At 52.3% G+C, this 15,123-nt stretch carries 12 protein-coding genes; 9 read left to right on the top strand and 3 right to left on the bottom strand.

Annotated elements, in window-relative coordinates:
- Positions 1-57: 57 nt before the first annotated feature.
- Positions 58-540: an SRPBCC family protein gene (locus tag AC0LWF_RS20910; protein ID WP_474653469.1), complete on the bottom strand. Its 483-nt coding sequence runs from the start codon at positions 538-540 to the stop codon at positions 58-60.
- A gap of 36 nt (positions 541-576) precedes the next feature.
- On the bottom strand, positions 577-1,488 hold the full coding sequence (locus tag AC0LWF_RS20905; RefSeq protein ID WP_474653468.1) for a LysR family transcriptional regulator: 912 nt from the start codon (positions 1,486-1,488) through the stop codon (positions 577-579).
- A 157-nt stretch (positions 1,489-1,645) separates the two neighbouring features.
- Here AC0LWF_RS20905 and AC0LWF_RS20900 point away from each other — a divergent pair, with 157 nt between their 5' ends.
- Complete coding sequence (locus AC0LWF_RS20900) at positions 1,646-2,398, top strand: SDR family NAD(P)-dependent oxidoreductase (protein WP_474653467.1); 753 nt, start codon at positions 1,646-1,648, stop codon at positions 2,396-2,398.
- 47 nt (positions 2,399-2,445) lie between these two features.
- Positions 2,446-3,198 (top strand): SDR family NAD(P)-dependent oxidoreductase, encoded by a 753-nt coding sequence (locus AC0LWF_RS20895; protein WP_474653466.1) that lies wholly within the window; start codon positions 2,446-2,448, stop codon positions 3,196-3,198.
- A 279-nt stretch (positions 3,199-3,477) separates the two neighbouring features.
- Here AC0LWF_RS20895 and AC0LWF_RS20890 read toward each other — a convergent pair whose 3' ends face one another.
- Positions 3,478-5,664, bottom strand: coding sequence for a cell division protein FtsA (locus tag AC0LWF_RS20890; protein WP_474653465.1), 2,187 nt, complete (start codon positions 5,662-5,664; stop codon positions 3,478-3,480).
- Between the two features lie 238 nt (positions 5,665-5,902).
- Between AC0LWF_RS20890 and AC0LWF_RS20885 the strand changes: the two genes are divergently transcribed.
- From AC0LWF_RS20885 to AC0LWF_RS20855, 7 genes are all read left to right on the top strand, one after another.
- Entirely contained in the window at positions 5,903-7,525 is a 1,623-nt protein-coding gene (locus AC0LWF_RS20885; RefSeq protein WP_474653464.1) for a response regulator, read from the top strand.
- Between the two features lie 4 nt (positions 7,526-7,529).
- Positions 7,530-9,329 (top strand): cache domain-containing sensor histidine kinase, encoded by a 1,800-nt coding sequence (locus tag AC0LWF_RS20880; protein WP_474653463.1) that lies wholly within the window; start codon positions 7,530-7,532, stop codon positions 9,327-9,329.
- Between the two features lie 16 nt (positions 9,330-9,345).
- Positions 9,346-10,329: a substrate-binding domain-containing protein gene (locus tag AC0LWF_RS20875; RefSeq protein WP_474653462.1), complete on the top strand. Its 984-nt coding sequence runs from the start codon at positions 9,346-9,348 to the stop codon at positions 10,327-10,329.
- Positions 10,330-10,354: 25 nt separating this feature from the next.
- Complete coding sequence (locus AC0LWF_RS20870; protein WP_474653461.1) at positions 10,355-11,635, top strand: extracellular solute-binding protein; 1,281 nt, start codon at positions 10,355-10,357, stop codon at positions 11,633-11,635.
- A gap of 116 nt (positions 11,636-11,751) precedes the next feature.
- The gene (locus tag AC0LWF_RS20865) at positions 11,752-13,158 is read left to right on the top strand and encodes an ABC transporter substrate-binding protein (protein ID WP_474653460.1); all 1,407 of its coding nucleotides are present in this window, start codon (positions 11,752-11,754) and stop codon (positions 13,156-13,158) included.
- A 98-nt stretch (positions 13,159-13,256) separates the two neighbouring features.
- Positions 13,257-14,159: a carbohydrate ABC transporter permease gene (locus AC0LWF_RS20860; RefSeq protein ID WP_474653459.1), complete on the top strand. Its 903-nt coding sequence runs from the start codon at positions 13,257-13,259 to the stop codon at positions 14,157-14,159.
- 13 nt (positions 14,160-14,172) lie between these two features.
- Positions 14,173-15,018, top strand: coding sequence for a carbohydrate ABC transporter permease (locus AC0LWF_RS20855; RefSeq protein WP_474653458.1), 846 nt, complete (start codon positions 14,173-14,175; stop codon positions 15,016-15,018).
- Positions 15,019-15,123: the final 105 nt, after the last annotated feature.

Genomic DNA, 15,123 nt, shown 5'->3' with positions numbered 1-15,123 from the left:
TTGTTGTCCTGCTGCCCTCTGCGAGCTGCCTTTCGTTTGGTTTGCATCCACACTCATCTACCCGCGCAGCCCGGCAATCGCCACTTGATACCGCTCGAACCAATACTTCCACTGGTCCTTGCGGGATTCAATCGTTCTGCCATCCAGCAATGCGCCGATAACATCCAGGCAAACATGCCAGCCGGCGAGGTCCTTCGGCGTATGGTCCGTCAGCTTGTTCAGCTTCTCGATCAGTACCAATCTGCAGCCAGCGGCTTCTGAATTCAGCTCGAAGCGAACCACATCCTCGCCCCACATGTACTCGAGAACAGTCTGCGGCTTCATCTCCAGAATCGGCATATCGAGCACATCGCCGCCATCCGGCATATGAAACTTCATGCTGCCTCCTTCACGAAGCTCTCCAACGCGCAGCTCCGAGAACCAAGTTGGCAGCAGATCATTGTCAGTCAGATACGCCCACACCTGCTGAACCGAATGATTAAACATGCGTTCAAAACGAGCCGTATAGCCATCACCAGCTTGTTGCACGACTGCTAGCATTACGCATCTTCCTCCCCATCATCTTCTTTACCATTATTATGACATATTTCCCAGCTGGATTTGACGCTGAAATCGCTGAATGAACATTTTGGACACCTGCGTCCCTTTATTCGTCTCCGCCCGCGCCCATCCAAGCTGGATCTTCGGCTGTTCAACACCATCCATTTCCAGCTTCATAAGACCACTATTCAGTGACCCCGATCTGTCGATGAAGGAGAAATCATAGCCGATTGTACCGGCCAGATTCTCGCGAAGAACCGTGACGAGCGCATACGGGTTATTGCTCGTAAACATGATGGAGAGCGGACCGTGCACTTTGGCGAACTCCTCAACAAAATCATGCACATGCGGCTCATCATACAGAACATAAGGAAGCTTCTTCATCTCTTCCGGCGTAATTCGCTTCCTGCCTGCAAGAGGAGAGTTATTCCAAACGCCGATAACCATCCTCCCTTGCCAGATCGGTTCAAACACTAGCCCCGTCCCAATCGACGCCTCATTGCCTCTTATGCCGATCAGACCGATATCGACCTTGTTATGTCTGATTTCATCCAGAATACGGTCGGACTTCTCTTCCACGATTCGAAATACAACATTCGGATAATCTTGCTTGAAGCCCGACACCGTCTTAACCAAGGATGCCATCACGCCTGGAATGGCCGCAATCCGCAATTCCGCATGCATCATCTCCGACATTCGGGACGCTCCATCCTTCATCTCCTGCAGCTTGCCGACCACTTCTAGCGCTTTCTGAATGATGTCGGTTCCTTCCTTCGTCGGCGTCGTGCCTGAGCGCGAACGGACGAATATCGGTATCCCAAGCTCCGCCTCCAGGCTAGCGATGGATTGACTGATGGCAGATTGCGTAACATGCATATTGCTTGCAGCGAGCGATAACGATTTGGTCTTCGCCACTTCGATAATGTAATACAGCTGATCTAAGTTCACGGCACGCTAGTCCCCTTTTTTACATTAGCTGATCTAATAATAGAATTATAAATGTTAATTATTCTTATTCAAAGCCGCGCGTTATACTGGACTCGTTTGAACAGGACCATTCGATTACTTGATTCAGATAGATCCATAAACGAAGGAGAGCTGACAGATGAGACTACAAGGAAAAACAGCAATTGTCACAGGCGGTGCAAGCGGCATCGGCAAAGCAACGGTAAAGAAATTTCTGCAGCAAGGCGCGAGCGTCGTATTCACAGATATTCATAAGGGGGCCGGCTTGCGAACACTTGAGGAAATGAAGCAGCTATCGGAAAATGTTGTGTTCGTGCAGCACGACGTACAAAAAGAAGAGGATTGGAGCCTTGTTACCGCCACAACGCTCGAGAAGTTCGGCCGTATTGATATTTTGTTCAACAATGCCGGGATTTACAGCACGAAGCCGGTTACCGAATATACGGTGGGAGAATGGAATCGCCTGCTCGGGATTAACGTCGTCGGCGTCTTCCTCGGCATGAAGCATGTCGTGCCCGCGATGGTGGAGCAGCGCAACGGCTCGATTATTAATGCGTCATCGATGGCCGGGATCAGAGGAGCATCAAACCATACTCTCTATGGGGCAAGTAAAGGCGCAGTGCGCACGATGTCGAAGGACCTTGCGAAAGAAGTGGCGGCACATCAAATTCGCGTTAACTCCATCCACCCTGGCGTCATCCAAACGTCGATGGGCGACGCGGTCGCTTCTGGCTTGAACGCGACTACAGATCATCTTGCAGCAGCTGCCATCCCGCTCAAACGCTGCGGCACACCGGAGGAAGTAGCGGATTTGGTCGTCTTCCTCGCTTCCGATGAATCCAGCTTTATTACAGGTGCAGAGATGGTTATCGACGGCGGAGCATCGGCTTAACCGCTTACGCACCGCACATAAAAATGAGCTACGGGAGGAAACAATAGATGCGATTCACAAATAAAGCAGCGGTAATTACAGGCGGCGGCAGCGGAATCGGCCGGGAAACTTGCGTCAAATTTGCACAGGAGGGCGCGAAAGTCGTCGTCGCTGATTTCAACGAGACTACAGGTCAAGAAACGGTAGAGCTTATCCGTGCAGAAGGCTTCGATGCCGCTTTTTTCAAATGCGATGTTGGTGAATTCGAGCAAGTCGAGGCACTAGCAAAGTTTGCGGTGTCCACTTATGGACGGCTTGATATTATGTTCAACAATGCCGGTATCGGTAGCGGTGCGCCCATGCTCGAGCACACGCCGGAGTTGTACCATCGCGTGATCCGCATCAATCAAGATGGCGTGTATTATGGTATTTTTGCGGCCGCGCACATAATGAAGGAGCTTGGCACTGGCGGTGTCATCATTAATACTGCCTCTGTCATGGGCTTCCTTGCGATGAACAACGGATTCAGCTATAACACCTCGAAAGCAGCCGTCGTCATGATGACACAAGTCGCTGCGCTAGATCTTGCGCCGTATAACATTCGTGTCGTCGGCGTTGCTCCCGGCTTTGTTCATACGAACATTATAAGCGGACTGAAGGAGAGCGGCATGGAAGACCCGATTGCGAAGAAGCATATGCACGGGGAATTGCTGTACCCGCACCATATCACAGATACCGTCTTGTTCCTCGCTTCCGATGCAGCAAGCGGCATTAACGGTACAACGGTTAAGGTAGATGACGGCTATACCGCTTTTAAATAATGTTTGTGGCATATAGAAAAACCGCCTTCCTGGGAAGGCGGTTTTGTTGTAGAGAAACACAGATTGATGAATCAGGTGAGCTGAGAATTGTAACGGTTACTACAAAGCTTATTTCCACGATGATTACCCTTTTAAAATTCTAACGGTTGTCTGAGAGCTTATTCGGCTCCAAATCGGCAATCATTCACTGCAAAATCACCTAATAGCGTAGCTGGCAACCGTTAGACCCTCGAAATAGCCATTTGAGGCTAAATAGCGTTCGTGACAAACGTAAGCGTACTACACCCACTTCACTTCGATGACATCGCCAGCCACAACTGGCTTCGTATAGGAAGCCTGCTCACCGTTATGTGTCATGTGCAAGCTGCCCTGCCGCTTGCTTCTGTCGAAGTCGACGTAGTCGAACAGGTTCACAAAAGCAAGGCCGCTCGGCAGTGCCAGCGGGAAACCGTTGTAAATAATGATGACCGTGGAATCGTCGGCAGCAGCCGCAGGCTCCGTCTCTTCGATGACTTCCAGCAGCTGCTCCGCAGCGTTGTTCGCTTCCGCACTGCCAGTCTCCTCGGCTATGCCACTTCCGACAAACGCCCTAGCAGCTTCGACATCACCACCAGCTACCTCAGCCTCTATCATCTCCGCGGCTACAGCAGCTTCATCCCTCGCAGCAGCCACTACGGCGACCGCTGCTCCGTCCACTTCAACAACCGCATCACCAACCGTTTCAACGATCGCTACATCATCACGCTCCGCGATCCGATAGCTGTCCTCGGCGATCACATCGTTCACGCAAACAATAGCAGCTTCGCCAAGTCCCCGTGCTCGGCGCAGGTCCGCCACGCTCTCAAGCTGCTCATATTCGATGACATCCTGATCGCTCAGCAGCAGGTCGCCTTCGGCAGCTTGCCCGTTCACCCGCAGGTTTGTAATCGCGCTCATCCAAGCGCCGTTTACCTTCCAGCCTGCGTGTACGTGGACGAGCTTGCCGAGCGTCATCTCTCGCTTCACGCCATGCTTGGCAGGCACGATCACGATCCGGTCCTGCGGCTTAATCGGGGTGCTGATATGGGAAGGCTCCCCGTTTACATAGATTTCGCCGGCTTCGCCCGCTTCGCCGAACACCGTCTTTCTCCGTCCGTTCAAGTATACCTCGAACGACTTGCCCGCTTTCGCAATAAGCTGCTGCGGATTGAAGCCTACGAGCATGAGCGCATCAATCACCTTCAGCGTCTTCGTATTGATGAGCTTCACGCCGGCGCCGTTCACGAACACCTCGACGAAGTCCCGGCCTAGATGCGACACCGCCTTCGCTAATATCCCGATCGGCGTCACGACCTCCGGCCCCTTCAGCTGAAAGTTGCTTACGCTCAGATTCGGAATGTTCGACATATCCCGCGTCGCAACCCGCTCCACCGGCAGCTCCAAGTACCCCGCGATCATCTCATTCAGCCGCGGAATTTGGCTGCCTCCACCGGTCAAGAACACCGCGCTCGGCGCCTTGCCGTTCTTATCGAGCACATTGTCCGCGATGTTCTTTGCGATCAGGTCGATGACCTCCGACAGCTGATCCAATATCTCCTCGGTCGGCTTCTCATACTCCATACCGATAATGTCCTTATACTGCTGCACCGGCTGATCGCGCAGCTTGCACTTGAGCTCTTCCGCGCTGTCGAAGTCCATCAGGTAGGCTTGAGCAATCGCCTCTGTTATCTCGTCTCCCGCTGTTGCGGTCATTGCATACGCCACGACCGTGCCATCCTTCGTGATGGCAATATCGCTCGTCCCGGCGCCTATATCGACAAGAGCAATATTGAGCAGCCTTATATTCGCAGGAACAGCCGCTTCGATTGCAGCAATCGGCTCAAGAGTCAGATAGCTGACATCAAGCCCGATCCGGCTCACCGCCGCATAGAGACTGTCCACCACTGTACGGGGCAGGAATGTTGCAATTAAGTCGACCTCTATCGTCCGGCCTTTATGACCGAGGAGGCTCAGCATTGTTTTCTCATTCAGGTAATAATGAACAACCGTATGTCCGATGCAAAAATAATCCTTCATCTCCTGCGACGCTTCCAGCAGCTCCGCATATACCTTCTGCAAACCTTCCATCTCGAGCGAGTCGATGACATGCTTCTCAATCGGCTTCGTCTCGTCGATGTGCTGCGATAACCTCGCTCTTCCCGTAATAAGCGACCGCCCGGCTGCGGCTATTGCGACTTCCGTAAACGTCTGGCCGCTCGCTCCCTCAAGCTTCGCCTTAATAACGCGAATCGACTCCGTAACTCCGTCAATATCATGAATTTGCCCGTCGATCATTACGCGATCCTTGTGGTACTCCACTTCGCCGTGCTCCACGACGAGCTTCCCGTTCTTGTAGTAGCCAACAAGGCCGATAACGCTCCTTGTCCCAATATCAACTGCAAATACACGCTGTTTGTAGTGAATTTCTGTTATTTGCGATGACAACATCAAAACCCCTTTGGATTGGCCATATATGTAAATAAAGTATAGCATAAAGCCCTTCTCGGGGCGGTCAAAAAGCGATAAAAAACAATCCAAACAGGCTGCCAAATCGAATCGTTGTCAGGTAATCTAACATTGCGTTATGATGATTCCATATTCCGATTAACGACTCTAGCACTTGAAATCGTGTATAATAGTTTAGTTTCTAGCATGTTTGCGCTTACATAAAAACTAAGGCGGGTGTATGACGTTGTATAAAGTGATGATCGTCGACGACGAGGCGGTCGTACGCGGCGGCCTTAAGAATACAATTCGCTGGGAGGAGCATGGTTTTCAGCTCATTGGCGACTATGCCAATGGCCGTGATGCCTGGCATGAGATCGAACGCGAGCAGCCCGACCTGGTTATCTCCGATATAAGCATGCCGTATATGGACGGGCTTGAGCTCGCAGGCCTGATCACATCGAATTATCCCGATATTAAAGTCATTATATTAACCGGCTACGACGAGTTTGAATATGCTCAACAAGCTGTCCGGCTGAAGGTGTCTGACTTCCTGCTCAAGCCGATTACAGCTATGGAAATTCGCGTGCTGCTGAATAAAGTGCGAGCTGAGATGGATGAAGAGATGAAGATCCGCGAGGATCTCAGCATGCTGCAAAGCCAGCTGCGCCAGAGCATGCCGCTGCTCCGAGAGCGGCTGCTTGAGCGGCTTGTCGTGCTTGGCGTCGGCAAGCCCGAGATTGAAGTGCGCTTCGGCTACTTCGATATCCCGAAGCTGACTCCGCCGTATCTTGTCATTGTGGCGGATATCGACGACTTCGGCGACCGCGAGCGGCTGGATAGCGTGCACGACGAGGAATTTCTCCGTTTTGCCGCTTTCAACGTGTTCGAGGAGATTACCGATCAGAAGAATGCCTTGTCCTTCCGGACACGCGAAGAACGAATGGCCGCTGTCATAACCGGCGTGCCGCCCGAAACCGATATTTACGAACACGCCTACGAGCTCGCGGAAGAGATTCGCCGCCAGATTGAGCGCTATCTCAAGCTGACCGTGACGGTTGGCGTCGGACGAAGCTGCGGCTCTGCCGATCAATTGCCGCTCTCTTACAAGAGCGCACTCTCCGCACTCGATTACCGGTTCCTGGTCGGCAAGAATCGCGTACTTAGCATTATTGATATGGAAGGCGCTCCGGTATCCACTACCGTTCCGACCTTGGATTGGGATCGCCAGCTAGCAACCATCGTGAAGACCGGGTCGGCTGCGGATGCTCAGCAGCTCATTAAGCTGATTGTGGATGGGCTCAAGCGGCTGCGCCTCCCGATCGAAGGCTGCTATTTACAGCTGCAGAAGCTGACGCTCTCGCTAATGAATACGATTCAAGAGCTTGGCATCGGGGAGAATGGGCTCGCTAGCCAGCAGCAGAGCTGGCTGACGGACATTTACAGCTTCAAGACGCTGGACGAGCTCGAGCTATGGCTGATGCATATCGTCTCGAATCTCATAACGGCGGTCTCCGCCAATCGGAGCCATTACACCAACACGCAGATGATCCGCGCAACGGAATATATCGAGGCGCACTATGCGGATGAACAGATTTCGCTGCAGGATCTTTGCCGCCACGTCCTGATGAGCACGAGCTATTTTAGCCTTATTTTCAAACAGTATACCGGCGAGACGTTTATTGAGTATTTGACCCGCGTGCGCGTAGAGAAGGCGAAGGTACTGCTATCGACAACCTCGCTCAAGCTCTATGAGATTGCGGAGAAGGTCGGCTATGCGGATCCGAACTACTTCAGCCTGTTGTTCAAGAAGCACGCCGGACGAACACCGAGAGAATATCGCGATACCCGAAGCGGAGGCTGACCCTATGACGGACCGCAAGCCCTTTGCGCCTTTGCTGCCATTCAAGAGCATTCAGTCAAGCATTTCGTTCGCCTTCTCCTGTCTCATTCTTGTGAGCATTACGATAACAAGCCTCGCGAGCTACCAGCTTGCGGTGTATTCCGCCGAGCGGAACTCCGAAGGTTACATCGAGGAAATTATGAAGCAGGTGAACACAAACATTCAGTCCTACGTGGACAATATGGAGAATATCTCGCTGCTCGCAATGACCAACAAGGACGTCAATTATTACATTTCGAGCAACAATTTTATAAGCAATGAGGACCGCAGGGCGTACGAGAAGCGAATCTCCGATCTGTTCCAGGCGATTCTCTACACGCGCAAGGACATCGCTTCGCTGATGGTGTTCGGCTACAACGGCAGAGTCGTGTCCGATCGGCGTATTACGAGTCTCAATCCATATGCAGTGTTCGCTGATCAAGCTTGGTATCGCAACGCCAAGACGGCAGGCGGCAAATCCGTTCTGTCTGCCCCACATGTGCAAAATATGATCCAAAACGAATATCGCTGGGTTGTCTCGTTGAGTCGGGAATTGAAAAATTCGGACGGCATTACGGGGGAGGGAATCTTCCTCGTCGATTTGAACCTTAGCGTCATTACCGATCTGTGCAGTCAAATCAATCTCGGCAAGAAAGGCTATATGTTCATCGTCGATAATGACGGCAATATCGTCTACCATCCGAAGCAGCAGCTCATCTACAGCAACCTGCGCACCGAGCAGATTGACCGGGTGAAGGAAGCGGCAAGCGGTACGGTGTTTACGGTGAACGACAAGGAAGGCAAGCGGAGCTATACCGTCCAGGACACGAATTTTGGCTGGAAAATCGTTGGCGTCGCATACGCCAATGACCTGATTAGCAATAAGGGCGACATCCGCAAAACCTTCCTGCTATACGCCAGCGCCGGATTGATCGTCAGCCTGCTGCTGTCCATCGCTATTTCGCATCGCCTGTCCCGACCGATTCGCACGTTGCAGCGCGATATGAAAGCGGTGGAACGGGGCAACTTCGACACGCAGACCATTGTGCGCGAGCAGAACGAAATCGGTCAGCTTGGGCATACGTTCAACATAATGGTCGGACAGATCAAGCGGCTCATGCAAGAGATCATTCATACGCAGGAGCACAAGCGCAAGAGCGAGCTGCAGCTGCTTCAGTCGCAGATTAATCCGCATTTTCTATACAATACGCTGGATTCGATCGTATGGATGGCCGAGCAGAAGCAGCATGAGCAGGTCGTCTTAATGACTTCGGCGCTCGCCAAGCTGTTTCGGGCAAGCATTGCCAAGGATACGGAGCTTGTCTCCATCCGTGTCGACGCCGAGCATATTACGAACTACTTGCTCATTCAGAAAATGCGCTACGAGAGCCAGCTGGAATATCAGATTGACTTCGATCGAACTATTTTCCCATACAAAACGCTCAAAATCCTGCTCCAGCCATTCGTCGAGAATGCGATTTATCATGGTCTGCGTGGTAAGCCGGACAAAGGAACGGTAACGGTTCGCGGGTATGAATCAAAAGGAAACATCGTCTTCGAGGTCGAGGACGACGGGCTTGGCATGACAGATGAGCAGCTCGAGCGAATATGGAAGCCTGCGCCTGTTCAGGCCGATGAATTACTGACTGTTAGTCCGAAAGGAATCGGCATTCATAACGTCGATGAACGGATTAAGCTGTATTTTGGACCCGAGTATGGGGTGCGAATTCACAGTGAGCTTGATGTAGGGACATGCGTCACGATTACGATTCCCAAAGTGAAATAAGGAAGGACCTAAGCTTATGCGATTGCACCGTATGACCTTCATTCTCGTTCCGCTGCTCGTTGCACTGCTTGTTTTCGGAGTGCTGAACTACAAGCTCGGCGATGTGTCTCCTCCGAAGGCACGGTCGGTTGCGTTCGTGCTGAAGACGAGCAATGCAAGGAGCGACTTCTGGCAGGCGGTCAGCGCAGGCGCACAGGCGGCGGCGAAGGAGTCGGAAGCCGGGCTCACGGTAGAAGGGCCGCTTCAGGACATGGATGCAGACGCCCAAATCCGGATGATTCAAGAGGCAGCGGGCCGAGGGCCTGATGCGCTGATCGTTGCACCTGTCCATGATCCCCGCTTTAACGATATTTTGCATGGCATCCGTGCTCGTGGCATTAAGCTCGTAGTTGTCGATACGCCACTGACTCTCGATGTGCCGCCGTATTACGTCGCGAACAATCACAAGGAAGCTGGACGCCAGGCGGGAAGAACCGCTGTGGAGGCGACTGTCGGCAAGCTGAGCGCCGCCATCATTAGCGATTTCCCGAACTCAGGCGTGCAGAGCGAGCGCGAGCTCGGAGTGAAGGAAGCGCTCGACGCCCATGCGGATGAATACGATGAGACGTTCTATGCAGGCAATTCTGAGGCGAACGCATACGCCTATACGAGATCGCTTCTCCTCCGCAGCCCCGGCATCAACACCATCATTGCGCTTAGCGAGCCGGCTGTGCTTGGAGCGGCCAAGGCTCTGAAGGAGCTGGACCTCACAGGCAAGGTGAAGCTAATCGGCTTCGACAGCTCCGTCTATGAGATCAAGCTGCTGGAGGAAGGCGTACTCCACGCTACAATCGTGCAGAAGCCGTTCAATATGGGCTATTTAAGTGTGAAGACTGCGCTTGCGCTGGTGGATGGGAAGCGGACGGATCAGACGACCTATATTGATTCCGTTGTCGTGACCAAATCCAATATGTATACGCCGGAGAATCAGAAGCTGCTGTTCCCGTTCATTCAAAAATAATGCTGTCAGGGGGCGAGATAACGAGATGACGAACAAAGCGAAGCGACTACTCGAGGGGACCCGGCTGCTTGCTGTAGCCGCAAGCGTACTGCTGCTGTCCACTGGCTGCTCCCCGTCCGAGCCGGCGCCAATTATCGAAACAAAGGAGCAGCCCTCCCTCATCCGCTTCGTCGCAGCCGAGTACAGCTCCGAGACGAAGCCTCTGCTGGAGGAGCTCGTAAGACAGTTCGAGATCCAGAATCCAACCATTGATGTGGAGCTGCAGGTCGCCAATTGGGATATTCTCAGCGGCATCTACACCGCGATGATTAGCAAGAACCAACCGCCGGACCTGCTGAACACGAACGCATACGCGCAGTTCGCGAGCGATGGGCTGCTGAATGATATGGGGGATATTATGTCCCCAGAGCTGAAGCGGAAAATTTATCCGAATCTGCTCGAGAAGGATCGCATGGATGACGTCCAGTTCGCGGTTCCATACGTAGCCTCCGTTCGCAACATGTACTACAACCAAGACTTGTTCGAGGAAGCAGGGATACATTCTCCTCCGAAAACATGGTCTGAGCTGAAGACCGCTGCCAGCAAAATCGTCAAGACCGGCAAAGCGACCGGCTTCGGCGTCGATCTGACCGATAATGAGACGCAGGCGTATTTGTCCTACTTCTTCTTCGGCTCTGGCGGCGGCTGGATCAAGGACGGCAAGTGGACGATCAATTCGCCCGAAAACGTACAAGGGCTCTCTTTCTTGAAGGGACTGTTTGACGCAAAGCTGACCGATCCAGAGCCCACGGTCACAACACGGGACGAGAAGCAGCGGGTGCTTGGCGACGGCAAGCTCGGCATGCTCATCTCCGGCAACTACTTCACTTCCGTCGTGCCGCGCGAATTCCCTAATCTGCGCTGGGGCGTCGGCCCGATTCCGGTGAAGGATGGCAAGGCGCCGCTATCGTTCGGCGTGCAGGATATGCTCGTTTCGTTCAAGAACGACCATACGGACACGGCAGCGCTATCCAAGTTTCTGGACTTCCTCTATGACGATGGACGCTATGAGGAGTTTACACAGCGCGAAGGCTTACTGCCGGTTACGTCTACGGTCGGACAGAAGCTCGCGGGAAACGATCCGATTATGAAGAGCGAGCTCGCTGCACTTGAGAAAGCGGAGTTCTACCCGATTCAGGAGCCCGCTTGGCAATCGGTCATGGACACGGCGCGCAAGCTTGGCGATGCGGTGCTGTTTGGACGGATGACGCCGAAGCAGGCGCTTGATGAGCTGCAGCATTTTGCCGAAGCCCATAGCACGAAATAAAAGAAAAAGAAAATACTAAAGATTTCAAGGAAGATATTCAATAGAGACTTGCCACCCTCCCCTCTATCATAAAGATAGAACTTTTGTTAAACCAAATTCGGGAGGGTGTGCATCACATGATACTAAAGAAAAAGCTAGCTACATTAAGCCTTGCAACCGTAATGGCTGTCGTTCCTCTGACAGGCTGCGGTTCCTCTAACGACTCCGGCAACAACAACCAAACGACGAATACGCAGGCGGACACATCCACGAATACTTCAACGAATAACGCAACCGATGCAACAACAAACAATTCCACAACTACGGATACGACTGCAACAGCTACGAAGCTGACTGGCGACTTCGAGATCCAATACTTCGTCGGCGGCTACGGCGACAAATGGTGGAAGAAGGTCATCGCCGACTTCCAAGCAGCTAACCCTGATCTCCACATCAAAGAGCTTGCTGGCCCGAAAATCAACGAACAAACGAAGCCGCGCTGGATCGGCGGCACCCCGCCTGATTTCGTCTACATCGACGGCCCTGGTCTGAATGACCGCCAAATGGTTGACGATGGTCAGCTCGAGGACTTGACCGACTGGCTGAAAGACGCGAAGAACGTTGACGGCGATCTCATTACGGATCTGCTCGCTCAGCCTGCACAGCAATTCGATGGCAAGACGTACAACATTCCGCTCGTTCTGAACTCATGGGGCGTGTTCTGGGATAAAGCGCTCTTCAAGGAAAAAGGCTGGTCAGAGCCGCAAGACTTCGATCAATTCCTGCAAGTCAGCGACCAAATTAAAACAGCCGGCATTACGCCATTCATCCATACCGGTAAATATCCGTACTATATCAACGGCGCCATCCTGTATCCGGCGATCGTATCGGCAAACAACAACGATACAAGCATTCTGAAGGATATGGCAGATTCCAAGGTTGAAGCGTTCCAGAAGCCTGCTGTACTTGCAGCGCTGAACAAGATCGTAGCGCTTCGCGACAAAGGCTTCATCGACAAAGCGTCGATCCAAATCAACCATACCGATTCGCAAATGCTGTTCCTGCAGCATAAGGACGCATTCATCCCGAATGGTCTGTGGCTGCCGAACGAAATGTCCAAAGACATCCCAGGCGGCTTCGATTTCGGCTTCATTCCGTCCGTTACACAAGATGCTGGCGGCAAAGTGGTAGCGAATACGTCCACAGCTACAGTTGCAATCGCGAAGAATGCGAAGAACAAAGATGCAGCAAAAGCGTTCATGCAGTTCATCTTCTCGAAGGCCCAAGCATCGCAATGGGCTGAGCTGAGCGGCGCTCCTTCCAACATCAAAGGCGATATCAGCAGTTCCAATGCGCCTAGCTTCGTTAAGGATGCTGCGAAATTCCTGACAGATTCGAACACAGTCGTTATTCCGACCATTACGTTCAACGCTGACGTAGACAAAGCGATGCAGGATGCGACAGACGCTCTTACAATCAGCAAAATCACGCCAGAAGAATGGGTGAAGCGCGTCACCGACGTAGCAGCTAAAGTGAAGCAATAAGCTTACCCCCTCACATAGGATCAAACGAGTGATGATCAGGGCTCTAGAGGCTCTGGTCATCATTCGCACTTAGACTTTAGGAAGGACGGTGGGCTAAGGTGAATTCGAGCTCGTCCAAGCTGCAACGTACCATTTTTATCGCTTCATTCATTATTCCGACGTTCGTGTTCTACTGCATCTTTACCGTGTATCCGGTTATACAAGGTCTTTACTACTCGATGTTCGATTGGTCCGGCATGTCGCAGAATAAAGAGTTTGTTGGCCTCCGCAATTTCAAAGACCTGTTTCACGATCCGATCGTCTGGAAAGCGATTGGCAACGACTACTTTCTTGTTGTGGGTAAAGTGATCGGCATTATGGTAATCGCAACTTTCTTTGCGGTCGCACTGACACGATTCCGTTTCAAGCTGGCCAGCTTCTTCCGCTCGGTCTTTTTTATCCCGAACATTCTTTCAGTCGTCGTTATTGGTGTCCTCTGGAATTTCATATATAACCCGCAGATCGGCTTCCTGAATGGGTTTCTGTCGCTGTTCACGAAGGATACGGTCAGCATTACGTGGCTCGGCTTTACCAACCATACGATTTGGATGCTGCTTCCCCCGACCATTTGGGCGGGTATCGGGTTCTATATGATCCTGCTCATCGCGGCTATTCAGAACATTCCGGATTCACTCTATGAAGCATCTGAGCTGGAAGGCGCGAATCAGTGGCAGCAGTTCAGCAAGATTACGCTGCCGCTCGTCTGGGAGCAGATGAAGGTGTCGATTCTGAACATCATGATGACGACGCTGAACGGCTCCTTCGTTATCGTCTGGATTATGACGCAGGGCGGTCCGGACAATTCCACGCAGGTTATGGGCTCTTATTTGTACCAAATGGCATTCCAGCAATATCACTTCGGTTACGGAGCGTCGATCGGCTTACTGATTCTTGTCCTATCGCTGATTACGACGGTTGTTCTGCAGCGTCTGCTCCGTCACGAAACCGTGGAATTGGGCTGAGGAGGATATAATCATGAATTTAGGCATCCGAAACCCTGTCGCGAAAGGCTTCTTCTACATCCTGCTGCTGGTGTGGACCGTGTCGGTTATTTACCCGTTAATATGGACCTTGCTAGACTCCCTGAAGGATAACGAGCAGTTCTTCATTCACGCGCCGTGGTCGCTTCCCCGCTTCCCGCTGCTCTGGTCGAACTTCAGCTATGTGTGGAGCAAATATAATTTCAACACGTATTTCGTCAATTCGCTTATTGTCACAGTCGGCTCCACGGTGCTTGGCCTCTTGCTCTCCGCGATGACCGCCTACGTGCTTGCGCGGTATAAGTTCAGAGGCAGCAACTTCCTGTACTTGCTGTACATTGCTTCGATGATGATCCCGTTCATTCTGGCGCTCATCCCGCTGTTCTTCCTGATGAACTCGATGCATCTCATCAATACGAAGCTTGGCCTCATCTTCGTCTACGCGTCCAGCTTGCTGGCGTTCGGCATCTTCGTGCTCGTCGGCTTCTTCAAGTCGCTGCCGAAGGAGCTGGAAGAATCGGCGCAAATTGACGGCGCCTCGCATTTCGGAACATTCTTCCGCATCATGCTGCCATTGGCTCAGCCGGGCCTCGTAACGGTCGCGATCATCAACGTGCTGAACATCTGGAACGAGTACGTTGTCGGTACGATTATCGTGAATGACCCGACCCAGTACACGCTTCCGATCGAGATCGCGGTCATGCAGCAGGAAATGCAGTACCGCACGGAGTGGGGCCCGCTGTTCGCGGCGCTGCTCGTGACCATCGTTCCGGTGCTCATTATGTACATCCTGTTCCAACGCAAAATCGCCAGCGGCATTACGGCAGGTGCTGTGAAGTAAATCGTATGGTGTGAGAACTGACTAGTTTGATCTGCATAAAAACATGAAAACAACCTTAGCCAGCGGAATTTCATCCGCTACTGGCTAAGGTTGTTGTATTTTCAA

The sequence above is a fragment of the Paenibacillus sp. sgz302114 genome (genome assembly GCF_056120345.1).
The sequence above is the reverse complement of the archived record's forward strand: the minus strand, read 5'-3'. Positions and strand labels throughout refer to the sequence as shown.